Genomic DNA, 14,519 nt, shown 5'->3' with positions numbered 1-14,519 from the left:
GAAGCCAGAGGCGAGGAACGGCAGCTACCGCCGCACCGCATTCCCGCCGACCATCAATTGCGCAAAGCGCTGGGCGCCGTCCACCGACAGATCGGACGTCACGGCGCGCGCGTGATCGAGCCCGACCACGGCGCCACGCGGGGTTTCCGAGATCATGTTGTTGTTGACGAGCGCGGTGCCTGCGCCGGGCACGACGGACACCCCGACGCCGGCCAGTGCCTTGCGGATCACGTTGCCCGTGATCGCGACGTCGCGGAGATATTTGCCCCAGCCGGCGACGATGCCGTAGGACGGCGCATTCTCGATGACGTTGCCGATGACCGATGAATCCGCCTCGATGTAGATGCCGATGCCGGCATCGTCATCCGGTGCGGTGCCGATCGGCCGCTTCGGGATCAGATTGCGGATGATGTTGCCCTGGACCACGGCGATGCGGCCGCCTTCGTTGAAATTGCAGACGGAGACGCCGACGGCGGCGCCGTCCACAATATTATTGGCGATCACCGCGGCCTCGAACGCGAACTCCGAATACAGCGCGACCTCGCGCACGTCGCTGACGCTGTTGCCGGTGATGTGGATGTTCGAGGCCGAGTTGCCGCGCACGGCGGAGTAATCGCAGTTCTTGATGCGATTGCCGCGCACGATGACGTTGCCGGCGCGGAACGCGTTGATGGCGTTGCCGTACTGGCCGGAGCCGGCGGGGCCGGCCTTGATGTCCTCGATGCGGTTATCAGTGACCAGCGTGCCGTCATCGCCGATAGCCGTGCGCAGGATCTCGATGCCGTTGTCGTTGGTGCCGGTGATGGTGTTGTGGGAGACGCTGAGTCCCCTGGCGTCGAACGACACCACCGCCGTCACCGCGATGTTGGTAAAGATGTTGCCCGAGATGTCGCCGGAGACCTGCTCGAGCCAGATACCGCTGCCGCCGGACCCCGTGATCTCGCAACCGGTGATGCGGACGTCGCGTCCGCCGAGGATCTGGATCAGCCCGCGCCGCGTCGGCAGCGGAATGCCGCCGCCGTCGAAGGTGATGCCGGAAAGGCCGATTGCATCGGAGCCGTCGCTCTGGATCGCCGAGGCTCCGCCGGTGAAGACGAATTTTGTCGCGCCGCGCACGCCGATCAGTTGCGCGCCATTTGGCAACCGCAACAGTCCGCTGCGATAGATGCCGGGTGGCAGCGCCAGCGGCATCTGCGCGCGCGCGGCCTCGTCGATCGCACGCTGGAGCGCGCGGGTCTGATCCTCGCTGCTACCGGGTCGCACGCCATATTGCGTGGCGTCGCGGCCGAGCAGCGACGTCAGCGGCGCCGCACGCGCGGCGTCGGCCGATATCGCGAGCGCGCCGGCGATGCCTGCGGTCGAAGCTCCGATGAGATTGCGGCGATTGAGGTCCATGGATGCGTCCTCCGGCGGACGCGGGGGTCCGCAGCGGTTAGGTAGCGCAGGGCCGCTGGTTGCGTGAGGATTGTTCGCGGTAGGGTTAAATGTTTACCGGAGAGACGGTCCGTAGGGTGGGCAAAGCGGAAGCGTGCCCACCATTCAGCGGCAGATCGGAACAAGTTGGTGGGCACGGCGCAAGCGCGCCTTTGCCCACCCTACGAAGTCGGTGTGTTGCGCCCCTTCCGTGCCAACTGCACCATCTCCATCAGCATCGCTTCCCCGGCGTCCACCAGTTCCTCGAGCGTGATCCGCGGCGCGCCCTTGCGGCGCACGGCGCCACTGCGCGCGAGCAGGGGAATATGGATGAACGCGGCGAGCTTTGGCCCGCCGGCCCTGACGTTTTCGATCGCGCGCCAGCTCAGGTAATTGCAGAGATAGGCGCCGGCGTCGCGCGAGGGGCGCGCGTCGATGCCGGTGAGGCGGGCGGCGCGCAGCAGCCTTGCGGTGTGCGGGCCGAAAATCATCGCGTCCGCATTGCCGGCGATGCCGCGCTTGCTCGAGCGGGTCTTGGCGGCATCAGGCCAGAGCATGGTGACGGCGTTGCGCGCGCGGCTCTCGATGCGCAGATAGGGCGTGCGTGCGGCGAGGCCGAACATCAGCAGCGCATCGGGCTTCTCTTTCGCAAGCACCTCCGGCAATTGCCGGTCCACCGCGGCATAGGTGACCGGGAAGATGTGGCTGGAGATCGCGGCATCGTCGAGTGCGGGACGGCGCAATTGCGCCAGCCGGGCGACCAGCGGCTGGGTCGGATTGTAGGGCGCGCCGGGAAACGGGCCGAAGCCGGTGAGGAGAATGCGGAGCTTGTCGCTCATTGCAGCAACTCCAGGATCTTTTCGGCGGCGAGCGCCGGCGTGAGATGGCCGTCGGCGACCTCAGTCTCGATCTTCCGGACCTTGGTCCGCACCGACGCCTCGCTGCGCAACCGCGCCAGCATGCGCTGCTCCAGCATCGACCACATCCATTTCACCTGCTGCTCGCGCCGCCGTGCGGCGAAGTCGCCGGATGCAATCATCGCCTTGCGGTGATCGAGGACTTTCTGCCAGATCTTCGCGATACCGTCACCAGTCAGCGCCGAATAGGTCTCGACCGGCGGATGCCAGTGCTCGGAGCGCGGCGTCAGGATATGCAGCGCGCCGCGATAATCGGCGGCAGTGATGTTGGCGCGCTTGAGATTGTCGCCGTCGGCCTTGTTGATCGCGATCATGTCGGCGAGCTCGACCAGGCCCTTCTTGATGCCCTGCAATTCGTCGCCGCCGCCCGGCAGCATCAGGGCCAGGAAGAAATCGGTCATGTCGCAGACCGCGGTTTCGGACTGGCCGATGCCGACGGTCTCGACCAGCACGACGTCGAAGCCGGCCGCCTCGCACAGCAGCATCGCCTCGCGTGTCTTGGCCGCGACGCCGCCGAGCGTGCCGGAGGACGGCGAGGGGCGGATGAAGGCGTCGTCAGAGGCCGCGAGCCGGGCCATCCGCGTCTTGTCGCCGAGGATCGAGCCGCCGCTACGCGCCGAGGACGGATCGACCGCGAGCACCGCGACCTTGTGGCCTTGCTCGATGAGATGCGTTCCGAGCGCGTCGATGGTGGTGGATTTGCCGACGCCGGGCGAGCCGGTGATACCGACGCGCACTGCCCTGCCGGTATCGGGCAAGAGCATCTGCACCAGCTCGCGCGCCAGCGCCTGATGGTCGCTGCGCCGGCTCTCGACCAGCGTGATGGCCCGCGCCAGCGCCGCGCGGCTGCCGGCGCGGAGGTCATGGGCGAGGGATTTGATGTCGATGGATTTGCTACTGGTCATGATTGTCTTCGCGTCCGGCCGCTACCGACCCGACCCGCGAATGTGTCGCTCAGCACAGGATTTTAGCGGTGGAAGATGGATTTGGATAATGTCCCAAACGATCTCGGCTTTCGTCATATGGTAGGCGTGGCGCAGCAGATTTCCGAAATCGATCATTTTGCGCCAGTCGATCCCTGGCTCGGCTCGCTTTACGTCATCTGGAATGGATCTCGAAGCCTCACATACGATCTCGAGAAGACGTTCGATTGCCAGGCGAGCGGTTTTTTCAGAGACGAATTGCTCAAATGTGGAGCCCTTCACGACACTTTCGATGTCGGTGATGGCTTCCAGGATATCTCGCAGTCGGTCTTCCACGGTCGGCGGCATTCAGAAGACCTCGATCAGATCATCTGCGATGCGTTCGGCGATGCGCGGCTTCAGCAGGTCCCGCATCGATATCTGGGCCTGAAGGCCAAGATGGTCTTCGATCAAGTGCAGGACCTTAAAGTAATCGAACCGTGGCGCTTCCTCACGCGAGGTCGTCTCGACCAGGACGTCGAGATCGCTGTCGGGGCGGGCGTCGCCTCGCGCGCGCGATCCAAACAAGTAAAGGTGCGTGATTCCGGCAGCTCTCAGATCGGGAGCGAGCTCCCTGAGCTTCCCTATGAGTGTCTGGACTGGAATATCTGCGACCTCGGTCATGACCAGATGTTAGCACAGAGCAGCCGCCCGTCCCAGTATCGGGCGGGTCGGCTCAGCCCTCGGTGGGGCAGGCGAGGGCCCGCCCGCCCGATATCACCGGGATGTCGCCGCCACCCCGGTCCGCACCGGTTTCACCTTGCGCCACGCCCAGACCAGCACCGGCCACAGCAGCGCCCCGATCGCCATGGCGGCGAGGATCGCGGCCACGGGGCGCTCGAAAAACGGCAGGATGCTGCCGTCCGACTTGATCAACGAGGTCACAAAAGCCTGCTCGACCATGGTGCCCATGACGATGCCGAGCACCATCGCGGCGACGGGATAGCCGTTGGCTTCCATGACATAGCCGATCACGCCGAAGGCGGCGACGGTGACGATGCCGAACATGTTGTTGCCGATCGCGAACGAGCCGACCGCGCAGCACAGCATGATGATCGGCATGATGGCGGAGCGCGGTGCCAGCAGGATGTAGGCGGCAACCCGGATCATGGCGATGCCGAGCGGGATCATCAGGATGTTCGCGATGATGAACATCAGATAGATCGCGTACATGCTCGACGCTTTCTCGGTGAACAGCGTCGGCCCGGGGTTCAGCCCCTTCATGTAGAGCACGCCGATCGCGATCGCGGCGATGGTGTCGCCGGGGATGCCGAACAGCAGCGACGGCACCCAGCCCGAGGCGATGCTGGCATTGTTGCTGGCGCCGGCCTCGACCAGGCCTTCGACATGGCCGGTGCCGAATTTCTCCGGTTCCTTGGAGAAGCGCTTCGACATTGCATAGGAAACCCAGGCGGCCATGTCGGCGCCGGCCCCGGGCAGCACGCCGATGATGATCCCGACGATGTTTCCGCGCGTCATCTGCCAATGGTATTTCTTGGTCAGCTTCCACTGGCCGGCCATGATGCTCCCGAATTTGCGCCGCGGCAGCGGCGGCGGCTCGGGAGTCAGCATCGCGCGCATGACCTGGGCCACTGCGAATACGCCGACCAGCGCGGGGATCGGCTCGATGCCGCCGAACAGATCGGTGATCCCGAAGGTGAAGCGCGGCACGCCGCCGGGATTCTCGATGCCGACGCAGGAGACCAGCAGGCCGAGGAACATGCCGGCGATCGCCTTCACCGGCGAGGAGCGCGCCACCAGCGTCGCGCACAGCAGGCCGAGCAGCGCCAGCCAGAAATACTCGAAGGTCGAGAACGACAGCGCGATCTCGGCCAGCGGCGGCGCCAGGATCATCAGCGACAGCACGCCGGCGATGCCGCCGACGGCCGAGAACCACACGCCGGCCCCGAGCGCCAGCTCGGCCTGTCCCTTGCGGGTCATGGCGTAAGCCTCGTCGGCATAGGCGGCGGACGCTGGCGTGCCGGGGATGCGCAGCAGCGCCCCGGGGATGTCGCCGGAGAAGATCGCCATCGAGGACGCGGCGACGATGGTCGCGATCGCCGCGATCGGCGAGAGATAGAAGGTGACGGGGACGAGCAAGGCGGTTGCCATCGTCGCCGACAAGCCCGGCAGCGAGCCGATCACGAGCCCGTACACCGAGGCTGCGAACATCGCGATGATGACCTCCCAGGTGGAGATCAGTGCGAACGCTTCAATCAGGGTTTTCAGCATGGGATCACCAAGGCGTCGGCAACAGGCCGGCGGGAAGCGGCACGCGCAGCAGCTTGCCGAAGATCAGGTGGATAGCGAACGGCGACAGCGCTGCGAGCGGCAGCGCCAGCTTCCACTTCGCCCCCAACGCGGTCGAGGTGACGTAGACCATGATCGCCGCGGTTATGATGAAGCCGAGCCGGTCGGCCGCCACCACGTAGAACAGCAGCAGCGCCGGCGGCAGCAGCGCGCGCAGGCCGTACAACTTTCCCTGCGGCGGCGGGGCAGCGGCTAGCTGGCCATCCTCGAGCGGGATCAGCTCTTCCGCGTCCTCGAAGGTGTGGCCGATCCCGAACACGATCGCGAGCCCGCACAGCGCCAGCCCAATGCCGATCACGAGCGGAAATACGTTGGGGCCGACCGGCTGCCCGGGCACCGGCGGCAGCAGCCAGCCGCCATAGGCGGCTGCTGTGCCGAGCACGACGAGAAACGATCCCGTGACGGAGTCGGGAAGGCGCATGGGAGAATCCTATGAGATTTCTTCTCCCTCGCCCCGTTCTTACGGGGAGAGGGGTGGGGTGAGGGGCTGCGTCCACGATGGAGGTGAAAGCCGGACTCGCGGAGCCGCGTCCTCACCCGAATTTGCGCTGCGCTCAAATCGACCTCTCCCCCGCAAGCGGGGAGAGGTGACAAATCACGCCTTGCTCAGACCCGCCGCCTTCATCGCTTCGCCCATCTGGGCGTCGCCCTTGTCCATGAAGCTTGCGAACTGGCCGGCATCGCCCCACACGGTGCCGAAGCCCCGATTGCCCATGAAGTCCTTGAACTCGGCGGAGTCATAAACCTTCTGCAGCGCCGCGGTGAGCTTCGTTGCGATCTCCGGCGGCAGGCTCTTCGGCGCGCCGATGCCGCGCCAGGCGCCGGTCGCGTAGTCGATGCCCATCGCCTCCTTCAGCGTCGGCACGTCCTTGAAGATTGGATTGCGCGCCGGCGCCATGATGGCAAGGCTCCTGGCCTTGCCGGCCTCGATGATGGCGCGGGCTTCCGGCACCGAGCAGGTGGTGAGGTCGAGGCCGCCGGCGGCGAGGTCCTGCATCGCGGGTGCGGCGCCGTTCGACGGAACCCAGGCGACCTGGTTGGCGGGCAGGCCCATCGCCTGCATCCAGCCGACCAGCGCGAGATGCCAGATGCCGCCCTGGCCGGTGCCGGAGGCCTTGAACTTGCCGGGAGGGGCCGCCTTGATGGCTTCCGCGAGTTCCTTCACCGTCTTGTAAGGCGAGGAGGAGGAGACCTGGATGCCCGGGGGATCTTCGTTCATCAGCGCGAGCGGGGTGTAGCTCTTCGGCGCCAGCTCGGTCAGCCCTTGCCAGTGCATCATCGAGATTTCGACCGTGAGCATGCCGATGGTGTAGCCGTCGGGCTGCGCGGTCGCGATCGCGGTATGGCCGACGACGCCGGAGCCGCCGGTGCGATTGACCACGTTGAAGGGCTGGCCGAGATCCTTCTCCAGCAGCGCTGCGACAATGCGCGCAGTCGCGTCGGTGCCGCCGCCCGCGCCCCAGGGCACGATCACGGTGACGGGCCGCGCCGGATAGGCTTGTGCAAGTGCGGGTGTGAGGCCGAATGCGGCGGATGCCGCAACCGCAGCGGAAGAGGCCGCAAAGGTGCGGCGCGTAATCTTGGACATCAATGCCTCCCAGCGGCGCCCATGACGTCAGGCGCTCTTGCCAATGGCGACATTCTAGTCGGCTTTGCAGCGCGGCTGCAAGGCAACGCGACCAGCGCTTAGAGAGCTACGCGGCGTTGCTCACGACGGGATCACTGCGGCTCGTCCGCGTCGCCCTTTGGCCGTGCGCCACCGAAGATGCGGGTGCCTTCCGCGCTGAGATAGGGCTTCAGCGTTTCCCACGGCACGAATGCGACATATTCGCCCTCGGCGTAAGGGCCGACTGCGTAGGGCGGGTAGTGGAAAGTGAGGCCGGAACTCTTGCCCGCGTCGGTTGAAGGCGCGAGCGTCACCGCGCCGATCTTGAGCAGGCTCGGCTCCACGCTCTTGAACCATTCGTCGGTCGCGGTCTCGCTGGTATCGCGCTTCTTCTTCTCGATCTTCAACGATGCGATCACCGCCTTCACCATTGCCTTCATGGCCGCGCCGTTGTCGGCGGTCTCGGCGAAGAACGGGCGGATGGAGATGCGCTTGTTCTCCGCCTTGTCCCACAGGACCGTGTTCACATCGGAATTGGGATGGGCACCGTGGGTGTCCATATAGTCGTTGCGCAGGATGCTGACATAGCGGTCGGCAACGACGGAGCGGACCGCATATTTGCGCTCGAAGTCCCAGCCGCCATCCCTGAAGAATTGCGGATCCTCTTTGCGCGAGGCGGCGGCTTCTGCCGCGTTCTTGTCGATCCACTTCTTGCCTTCAATCAGGCAGTCGGCCGCCAGCGCCGCATCGACCTTGACCTTGTCGTCGAGGAAGACGCGGGCTTCGATGCTCTTGGTCTTGATGACCGCGTCGGGCTTGCGATCGGCGGCATGCGCGGTAGCCAACAACGCGCTGCAGGCTGCGACCAAAGTTAGCGCGCGCATCAACGCTGGCGCGGAAAATATCACGCACTGTCCTTTCGAAGGTCGATAGCGACCTACTCCGCCGCCTCGCTATGCCCGAGCCGGGCGTTCAGCTTGCGGATCAGCTCCTCGGCCGCGTCCGCGATCACGGTGCCCGGCGGGAAGATGGCTTCCGCGCCGGCCGCGTAGAGTGCATCGTAATCCTGTGGCGGCACTACGCCGCCGACAATGATCATGATGTCGTCGCGGCCCTGCTTCTTCAGCGCGGCCTTCAATTCCGGCACCGCGGTGAGGTGGGCGGCGGCAAGCGAGGAGACGCCGAGGATGTGGACGTCGTTCTCGACAGCTTGCCGCGCGGCTTCGTCGGCAGTCGCGAACAGCGGCCCGATGTCGACGTCGAAGCCGATATCGGCGAATGCCGACGCGATCACCTTCTGGCCGCGGTCGTGACCGTCCTGGCCGATCTTTGCGACCAGGATGCGCGGGCGGCGGCCTTCCGCCTCCTCGAAGGCGTCGATCAGTGCCTGAACCTTCTCGACCCGGTTACCCATGCTGGACGCCTCCCGCTTGTAGACGCCGGTGATGGATTTGATCTCGGCGCGGTGCCGGCCGAACACCTTCTCCATCGCGTCCGAGATCTCCCCGACGGTTGCCTTCGCGCGCGCGGCGTCGATCGCCAGCGCCAACAGATTGCCGTTGCCTTCGCCGGCCGAGCGCGTCAGCGCGGCGAGCGCGGCCTCGACGTCCTTCTGGTTGCGTTCGGATTTCAGCCGCGTCAGCTTGTCGATCTGGAGCCGGCGGACATTGGTATTGTCGACCTTGAGAATATCGATCGGAGCTTCGTCGGTCGGCTTGTATTTGTTGACCCCGATCACCGCCTGCTTGCCGGCATCGATGCGGGCCTGGGTCTTGGCCGAGGCTTCCTCGATGCGCAGCTTCGGTACGCCGGCCTCGATCGCCTTGGCCATGCCGCCGAGCTCCTCGACCTCCTGGATGTGGCTCCAGGCCTTGGCGGCGAGGTCGCGCGTGAGACGCTCGACGTAATACGAACCGCCCCAGGGATCGATGATGCGGGTGGTGCCGCTCTCCTGCTGCAGGAAGAGCTGGGTGTTGCGGGCGATACGCGCGGAGAAATCGGTCGGCAGCGCCAGCGCCTCGTCGAGCGCGTTGGTGTGCAGCGACTGGGTGTGACCCTGCGTCGCCGCCATCGCTTCCACCGTCGTGCGCATCACGTTGTTGAAGACGTCCTGCGCGGTCAGCGACCAGCCGGATGTCTGGCAATGCGTGCGCAGTGACAGCGAGCGCGGATCCTTCGGATTGAAAGGCTTGAGCAGTTTCGCCCAGAGCAGCCGCGCGGCGCGCATCTTGGCCACTTCCATGAAGAAGTTCATCCCGGTCGCCCAGAAGAACGACAGCCGCGGCGCGAAGCGGTCGACATCGAGGCCCGCGGCAAGGCCGGCACGAAGATATTCGACGCCGTCAGCCAGCGTATAGGCGAGCTCGAGGTCCTGCGTCGCCCCGGCCTCCTGCATGTGATAGCCGGAGATCGAGATCGAATTGTATTTCGGCATTTTTTGCGAGGTGTACGCGAAAATGTCCGAGATGATCCGCATCGAAGGCGCGGGCGGATAGATGTAGGTATTGCGCACCATGAACTCTTTCAGAATGTCGTTCTGAATGGTCCCTGAGAGCTTCTCCGGCGGCACGCCCTGTTCCTCGGCGGCCGCAACGTAGAGCGCGAGGATCGGCAGCACCGCGCCGTTCATGGTCATGGACACGCTCATCTGGTCGAGCGGAATCCCGGCGAACAGCGTGCGCATGTCGTAGATGGAATCGATGGCAACGCCGGCCATGCCGACGTCGCCGCCGACGCGTGGATGGTCGCTGTCATAGCCGCGATGGGTGGCGAGGTCGAAGGCGACCGAAAGGCCCTTTTGTCCGGCCGCGAGGTTGCGGCGGTAGAACGCGTTGGAGTCCTCCGCCGTGGAGAAGCCGGCATATTGCCGCACAGTCCAGGGCTGGTTGACATACATGGTCGGGTAGGGGCCGCGCAGATAAGGCGCGATACCCGGATAGGTCTCGAGGAAATCGAGCCCGGCCAGATCGGCCTCGCTATAAGCGGGCTTCACCAGAATGCCCTCGGGCGTCAGCCACGGCTCGGCGCTGCCGGTCGGGGCGCCGGTGGCGGCTCGCTCGAAGGCGACATCGGCGAAATTGGGAATGCGGCTCATGCTTTCAACCATATCATAGGCGCTTAATCATGATCCGGATGCTGATGGCTGACGATGGTCGCCATCTTCTCCGGTCCGTAATTCTGCTGCGTGGTCTGGCTTGGTAGATTGGCGATCCCGACCACCCAGCCGAGACGGGACTCGGTGCCGAACTGCCGCGTCGGCACCACGTGGTCGGGGCGGTCGAACGCGCCGGTCATGATCTCGATGCGGTCGCCGTCGATGCGGCCAAAGCTCAGCGGCGTGCCGCAGGCGGCGCAAAAGCCGCGCTCGGCGATCGAGGAGGAGCGGAAGAACGAGGGCTGCCCCTTGGTCCAGGCAAAGTCCGTCTTGTTGACGTCGGCAAAAGAGGCGAACGGCGCGCCGCTGGCCTTCTGGCACATCCGGCAGTGGCAGATCGAAACCCTGTTCGGCGCCGTCATGACTCCGAAGCGCACTGCCCCGCATTGGCAGCCGCCGGTGAGAACGGGTTTGCCTGCTTCCGTCATGGCTGCTCCATCCGTCGATACGTGTCTTGCAGCGTCGCAAGCGCATCGCCACCGGCAAAGACGAAGCCGGTGACGCCGGCTGCACGCAGCGCCGCCTCGGCATCAGTCGGGCGGCCTGCCAGATAGATAAGTCGGGCCCCGGCGGTTTGCAGGGCCTTCGCCGCGGCTTCGGCGTGTTCCGCATACACCTTGTCGCTGGAACAAAGACAGGCGAGCCCGGCACCGGAGGCTTTAAAGGCTGCAGCTAACTGGGCCGGATCGGCGAAGCCCTCGCTGTCGACGGCCTGGATGCCGCCGGTCTCGAACAAGCTCTTGGCAAAGGTCGCGCGAGCCGTGAAATCGGCGGGCGTGCCGAGATTGGCCAAGAACACTTTCGGCCGCGCGCCGCGGGCCTTCAAGGCCGCATCGGATTTGTCCCGCAGCGCCTCGAACGGTTCCGCTAGCCGGATCGGCGGCAGCGCGTCGAACTTGTATTTTTGCTCGCCATAAGGCGGCAGCGCGATCGGTGTCGCCTTCAACACCGCAGTCTCGTTCTCGTGCAGGTTCGGAAACTCGCTGGCGCCGGTCAGCACGTCGCGGCGTTTTGCGATGTTGGCGTCGCGGGCTTTTCGCGCGGCTGCGACCTTGCTCTGGAACAGGCCCTGCTGAAGCGCAGCGAAGGCGCCGCCGGCTTTCTCGCTCTCCTGGAACAGCGCCCAGGCCGCATCGCAGAGCTGGCCCGTCAGCGTCTCGATGCCGCCTGCGCCTGCCGCGGGATCGCTGACCTTGGCGAGATTGCTCTCTTCCAGCAGCACGGCTTGCGTATTGCGCGCCACGCGCCGCGCGAACGGATCGGGCAGGCCGAGCGCCAGCGTATGCGGCAGCACGGTGATCGCGTTGGCGCCGGCGAGTCCGGCCGCAAACGTCGCCATGGTCGCGCGCAGCATGTTCACATAGGGATCGCGTTGCGTCAGCATGCGCCAGGCGGTATCGGCGGCGATGAACAGCGGTTTTGGCGTGAGCCCGCACGCCGTCTCGATACGCGCCCACAGCAGCCGCAAGGCGCGGAATTTTGCCATGGTGAGGAACTGATCTGCATCCGCGGCAAGCCGCGCGTAGACCATGCCCTGCGCCTGCTCCAGCGGAACGCCGGCGCCTTCGATCGCGCGCAAATAGGCGATGCCGCAGGCGAGCACGAAGGCGAGCTCCTGCGCCTCCGAGCCGCCGGCATCGTGGATCACGCGTCCGTCGGCCGAAGCGAACGGACCCTTGAAGCCGAGCGCGGCCAGGCCCTTGATGCCGCCGGTGACGGCCGGAACGATCTCATCCCAGGTATAGGGGCTGTGGCCCCACACCGCGGCGGCCGCGAGCGGGTCGAGGCCGAAGCGGATGTCGCAGGCGGCGGGATCGATGCCATTGCTCTTCACATATTCCGCGACGTGGATCGCCGCCATCCGCGATTGCGGACCGATCTCGAGCTCCAGCCCGATGCCGGCATCGAGATGGATATCCTTCAAGATCTTTGCGACTGCGTCCGCGGTCGGTTCCAGCCCGAAACCGTGAGCGGCATTGCCGCCGGCGAACACCAGCGCAAGCCCTGTCGCGCCATTTTCGAGATCGGTCAGTGCCTGCGCATTCGCCGCACTTGCATCGGGATGGTCGATCCGCTGCATGATCTGCCAGGGCGCCGCCGCCGGCCGCCCCACCACGGGCGCAACACCTTTGGCGCGCGGATAGAGCGGCTCGATCTTGAGTCCGTCATAGGTCTTGCCGACCAGCTTCTCGAACGGCGCGCCCTTCAGCACGCCATCGACCAGCTTGCGCCAGTCTTCGACGGTCGCCTTGGGAAAATCCGCCGCCAGCGGCAGGTCGTCAGTCGCGGAGGTCATGCGGCGAGGGGCTCCCGAAAATCTTGTTGTTCGCAGGCGAAATTGCCACGGCCGGCCGTCCCTGCAAACGGTTGTTTTTGGTTAACCGGTATCCGGAAGCCGCTCAATGCCTTGTGTCGAGACGCTGGCGAGACCGTCATGGACACGAATGCCTGCGATCACGCGGTCGGGCGCGATCTCGGCCAGCGGCACCAGCACAAAGGCGCGCTCGAACAGGCGCGGATGCGGCAGGGTCAGATCGGGTTTCTGCATCGAGACGTCGTCATACGCGATCATGTCGAGATCGAGCGTGCGCGGGCCCCAGCGCCGCTCCTTATCGCGCATGCGGCCGAATTTCTGCTCGACCTTCTGCATCACGAACAGCAGCGCATGCGGATCGAGATCGGTCTCGATCTCGACGCAGGCGTTGATGAAGGGAGCCTGGTCCTCGTCGCCCCAGGGCGGCGTCGCATAGTCCGACGAGCGCGCGATCAACGCCGCCTGCGCCATGCCGCAGATATGGGCGATCGCCTTCTGGAAGGTCGCGCGGACATCGCCGACATTGCCGCCGAGCGCGATCAGGACGCTTGCCATGTCAGGGGTGCCGCGAGCGCGTCAGCATGACGCCGACGTCGTCGAAGATCGCGGCGATCGGCGCATGCGGCTTGTGCACGGTGATCTTGACCGCACGGATGCGCGGAAAGTGCGACAGGATGGCGTCGGCGACCGCGCCGGCCGCGCGCTCCAGCAGCTTGTAGTTGGTGTTCTTGAAGGCCGCGGTGGTGGTCGCCACGACGTCGGCGTAGGACACGGTGTCGGCGAGCCGGTCGCTGCGGGAAGGCTCCGACAGGTCGGTATAGAGCTCGAGGTCGATGACGAAGCGCTGGCCGACTTCCGTTTCGTGCTCCATCACGCCGTGGCGGGCATGGATCGACAGGCCGCTCACGAAGATCGTATCGGTCATGGCTTGCTCTCGATTGCGTGCGCCACTCGCAGGGCCTGCAAGGTCTCGGCGACGTCATGGGTGCGGATGATTTTCGCGCCGCGCTGCGCGGCGATCAGATGCGCGGCGATCGAGCCGGCGAGCCGCTCTGTCGGCTCCGACGGCGACACCGAGGCGATGAAGCGTTTTCGCGAGGCACCAACGAGGATCGGCAGGCCGAACATGTCGAATTCACGCAGCCGCGCTAGCGCGGTCATGCTCTGTTCGGCCGTCTTGCCGAAGCCGATGCCGGGATCAAGCACGATCTTGTCGCGGGCGATGCCGGCTTGTGCCGCGATATCCAGCGAACGCTGAAAGAACGCCTTCATGTCCGCAATGATGTCGATGGCGGGATCGACGCTGTCGCGGTTGTGCATGACGATGACGGGGACGCCCTTCGCGGCCACCGTCGGCGCCATGCCGGCATCGCGCTGCAGGCCCCAGACGTCGTTGGCGATCGCCGCACCCTGGGCGAGCGCGAAGGCCACCACCTCCGCCTTCATGCTGTCGATCGAGACCGGCACGCCGAGCGCCACGATGTCCGATAGCACCGGCCTCAGCCGCGCCAGTTCGTCTTCCGCCGTGACCGGCCGCGCGCCCTTGTAGGGCCGGGTGGACTCGGCACCGATATCGATGATGTCGACCCCGGCCTCGATCATCGCCCGTGCCCGCGCGAGCGCCTGCTCGGGCGCGATGAATTCGCCGCCGTCGGAGAATGAATCCGGGGTGACGTTGAGCACGCCCATCACCGCCGGGATCGGCCGCTCCAGCAGCGTCCGCAGCACGTCAGGCCCGACTGAACCGGCCGCCGGGACGGATGGGGAGGGCGAGGCATTCATGCGGCCCGCTTTAGCGGTCGGGGAGGGGGAGTCAAGACGGGAAGGCGTGGGTTGCCAGCGT

At 65.8% G+C, this 14,519-nt stretch carries 15 protein-coding genes; all 15 read right to left on the bottom strand.

Annotated elements, in window-relative coordinates; genetic code table 11:
- Positions 1–24: 24 nt before the first annotated feature.
- A complete protein-coding gene (locus AC0L3K_RS19910) occupies positions 25–1,395 on the bottom strand; it encodes a TIGR03808 family TAT-translocated repetitive protein (RefSeq protein ID WP_473366730.1) in 1,371 nt (456 codons plus the stop codon).
- Between the two features lie 200 nt (positions 1,396–1,595).
- Positions 1,596–2,252: a pyroglutamyl-peptidase I gene (locus tag AC0L3K_RS19905; RefSeq protein WP_007593573.1), complete on the bottom strand. Its 657-nt coding sequence runs from the start codon at positions 2,250–2,252 to the stop codon at positions 1,596–1,598.
- Complete coding sequence (meaB, locus tag AC0L3K_RS19900; RefSeq protein ID WP_007593571.1) at positions 2,249–3,235, bottom strand: methylmalonyl Co-A mutase-associated GTPase MeaB; 987 nt, start codon at positions 3,233–3,235, stop codon at positions 2,249–2,251. Before meaB ends, AC0L3K_RS19905 begins: the two co-directional genes overlap by 4 nt.
- Positions 3,236–3,256: 21 nt before the next feature.
- Entirely contained in the window at positions 3,257–3,601 is a 345-nt protein-coding gene (locus AC0L3K_RS19895; RefSeq protein WP_007593569.1) for a HepT-like ribonuclease domain-containing protein, read from the bottom strand.
- Entirely contained in the window at positions 3,602–3,916 is a 315-nt protein-coding gene (locus AC0L3K_RS19890; protein WP_219684879.1) for a nucleotidyltransferase family protein, read from the bottom strand. It abuts the gene before it with no gap.
- 93 nt (positions 3,917–4,009) lie between these two features.
- Positions 4,010–5,524 carry a tripartite tricarboxylate transporter permease gene (locus AC0L3K_RS19885; RefSeq protein ID WP_473366729.1) on the bottom strand — a complete coding sequence of 505 codons (1,515 nt, stop codon included), beginning with the start codon at positions 5,522–5,524 and terminating at the stop codon, positions 4,010–4,012.
- 4 nt (positions 5,525–5,528) lie between these two features.
- The gene (locus tag AC0L3K_RS19880; RefSeq protein ID WP_007593565.1) at positions 5,529–6,023 is read right to left on the bottom strand and encodes a tripartite tricarboxylate transporter TctB family protein; all 495 of its coding nucleotides are present in this window, start codon (positions 6,021–6,023) and stop codon (positions 5,529–5,531) included.
- 174 nt (positions 6,024–6,197) lie between these two features.
- Complete coding sequence (locus AC0L3K_RS19875; RefSeq protein ID WP_007593564.1) at positions 6,198–7,190, bottom strand: tripartite tricarboxylate transporter substrate binding protein; 993 nt, start codon at positions 7,188–7,190, stop codon at positions 6,198–6,200.
- Between the two features lie 131 nt (positions 7,191–7,321).
- Positions 7,322–8,092 carry an RsiV family protein gene (locus AC0L3K_RS19870; RefSeq protein WP_219684899.1) on the bottom strand — a complete coding sequence of 257 codons (771 nt, stop codon included), beginning with the start codon at positions 8,090–8,092 and terminating at the stop codon, positions 7,322–7,324.
- 53 nt (positions 8,093–8,145) lie between these two features.
- Complete coding sequence (scpA, locus tag AC0L3K_RS19865; protein ID WP_219684877.1) at positions 8,146–10,302, bottom strand: methylmalonyl-CoA mutase; 2,157 nt, start codon at positions 10,300–10,302, stop codon at positions 8,146–8,148.
- Positions 10,303–10,325: 23 nt separating this feature from the next.
- Positions 10,326–10,790 (bottom strand): GFA family protein, encoded by a 465-nt coding sequence (locus AC0L3K_RS19860; RefSeq protein ID WP_007593552.1) that lies wholly within the window; start codon positions 10,788–10,790, stop codon positions 10,326–10,328.
- Complete coding sequence (locus tag AC0L3K_RS19855) at positions 10,787–12,658, bottom strand: methylmalonyl-CoA mutase family protein (RefSeq protein ID WP_473366728.1); 1,872 nt, start codon at positions 12,656–12,658, stop codon at positions 10,787–10,789. The genes AC0L3K_RS19860 and AC0L3K_RS19855 overlap by 4 nt, the downstream gene beginning before the upstream one ends.
- An 81-nt stretch (positions 12,659–12,739) precedes the next feature.
- Complete coding sequence (folK, locus tag AC0L3K_RS19850) at positions 12,740–13,231, bottom strand: 2-amino-4-hydroxy-6-hydroxymethyldihydropteridine diphosphokinase (protein WP_007593548.1); 492 nt, start codon at positions 13,229–13,231, stop codon at positions 12,740–12,742.
- A 1-nt stretch (position 13,232) separates the two neighbouring features.
- Positions 13,233–13,601 (bottom strand): dihydroneopterin aldolase, encoded by a 369-nt coding sequence (folB, locus tag AC0L3K_RS19845; protein WP_007593547.1) that lies wholly within the window; start codon positions 13,599–13,601, stop codon positions 13,233–13,235.
- The gene (folP, locus tag AC0L3K_RS19840; RefSeq protein ID WP_473255720.1) at positions 13,598–14,458 is read right to left on the bottom strand and encodes a dihydropteroate synthase; all 861 of its coding nucleotides are present in this window, start codon (positions 14,456–14,458) and stop codon (positions 13,598–13,600) included. Before folP ends, folB begins: the two co-directional genes overlap by 4 nt.
- Positions 14,459–14,519 lie beyond the last annotated feature (61 nt).

This window comes from Bradyrhizobium sp. MI1.10 (assembly GCF_055811035.1).
This window is presented reverse-complemented; position numbering and strand designations above follow the sequence as displayed.

What these genes read in the sequence shown, in the direction of transcription:
- AC0L3K_RS19910 (WP_473366730.1), bottom strand. Translation starts at nt 1,395, where the DNA reads ATGGACCTCAATCGCCGCAATCTCATCGGAGCTTCGACCGCAGGCATC.
- folK (WP_007593548.1), bottom strand. Translation starts at nt 13,231, where the DNA reads ATGGCAAGCGTCCTGATCGCGCTCGGCGGCAATGTCGGCGATGTCCGC.
- AC0L3K_RS19875 (WP_007593564.1), bottom strand. Translation starts at nt 7,190, where the DNA reads ATGTCCAAGATTACGCGCCGCACCTTTGCGGCCTCTTCCGCTGCGGTT.
- scpA (WP_219684877.1), bottom strand. Translation starts at nt 10,302, where the DNA reads ATGAGCCGCATTCCCAATTTCGCCGATGTCGCCTTCGAGCGAGCCGCC.
- meaB (WP_007593571.1), bottom strand. Translation starts at nt 3,235, where the DNA reads ATGACCAGTAGCAAATCCATCGACATCAAATCCCTCGCCCATGACCTC.
- folP (WP_473255720.1), bottom strand. Translation starts at nt 14,458, where the DNA reads ATGAATGCCTCGCCCTCCCCATCCGTCCCGGCGGCCGGTTCAGTCGGG.
- AC0L3K_RS19880 (WP_007593565.1), bottom strand. Translation starts at nt 6,023, where the DNA reads ATGCGCCTTCCCGACTCCGTCACGGGATCGTTTCTCGTCGTGCTCGGC.
- AC0L3K_RS19905 (WP_007593573.1), bottom strand. Translation starts at nt 2,252, where the DNA reads ATGAGCGACAAGCTCCGCATTCTCCTCACCGGCTTCGGCCCGTTTCCC.
- AC0L3K_RS19855 (WP_473366728.1), bottom strand. Translation starts at nt 12,658, where the DNA reads ATGACCTCCGCGACTGACGACCTGCCGCTGGCGGCGGATTTTCCCAAG.
- AC0L3K_RS19890 (WP_219684879.1), bottom strand. Translation starts at nt 3,916, where the DNA reads ATGACCGAGGTCGCAGATATTCCAGTCCAGACACTCATAGGGAAGCTC.
- AC0L3K_RS19860 (WP_007593552.1), bottom strand. Translation starts at nt 10,790, where the DNA reads ATGACGGAAGCAGGCAAACCCGTTCTCACCGGCGGCTGCCAATGCGGG.
- AC0L3K_RS19895 (WP_007593569.1), bottom strand. Translation starts at nt 3,601, where the DNA reads ATGCCGCCGACCGTGGAAGACCGACTGCGAGATATCCTGGAAGCCATC.
- AC0L3K_RS19870 (WP_219684899.1), bottom strand. Translation starts at nt 8,092, where the DNA reads ATGCGCGCGCTAACTTTGGTCGCAGCCTGCAGCGCGTTGTTGGCTACC.
- AC0L3K_RS19885 (WP_473366729.1), bottom strand. Translation starts at nt 5,524, where the DNA reads ATGCTGAAAACCCTGATTGAAGCGTTCGCACTGATCTCCACCTGGGAG.
- folB (WP_007593547.1), bottom strand. Translation starts at nt 13,601, where the DNA reads ATGACCGATACGATCTTCGTGAGCGGCCTGTCGATCCATGCCCGCCAC.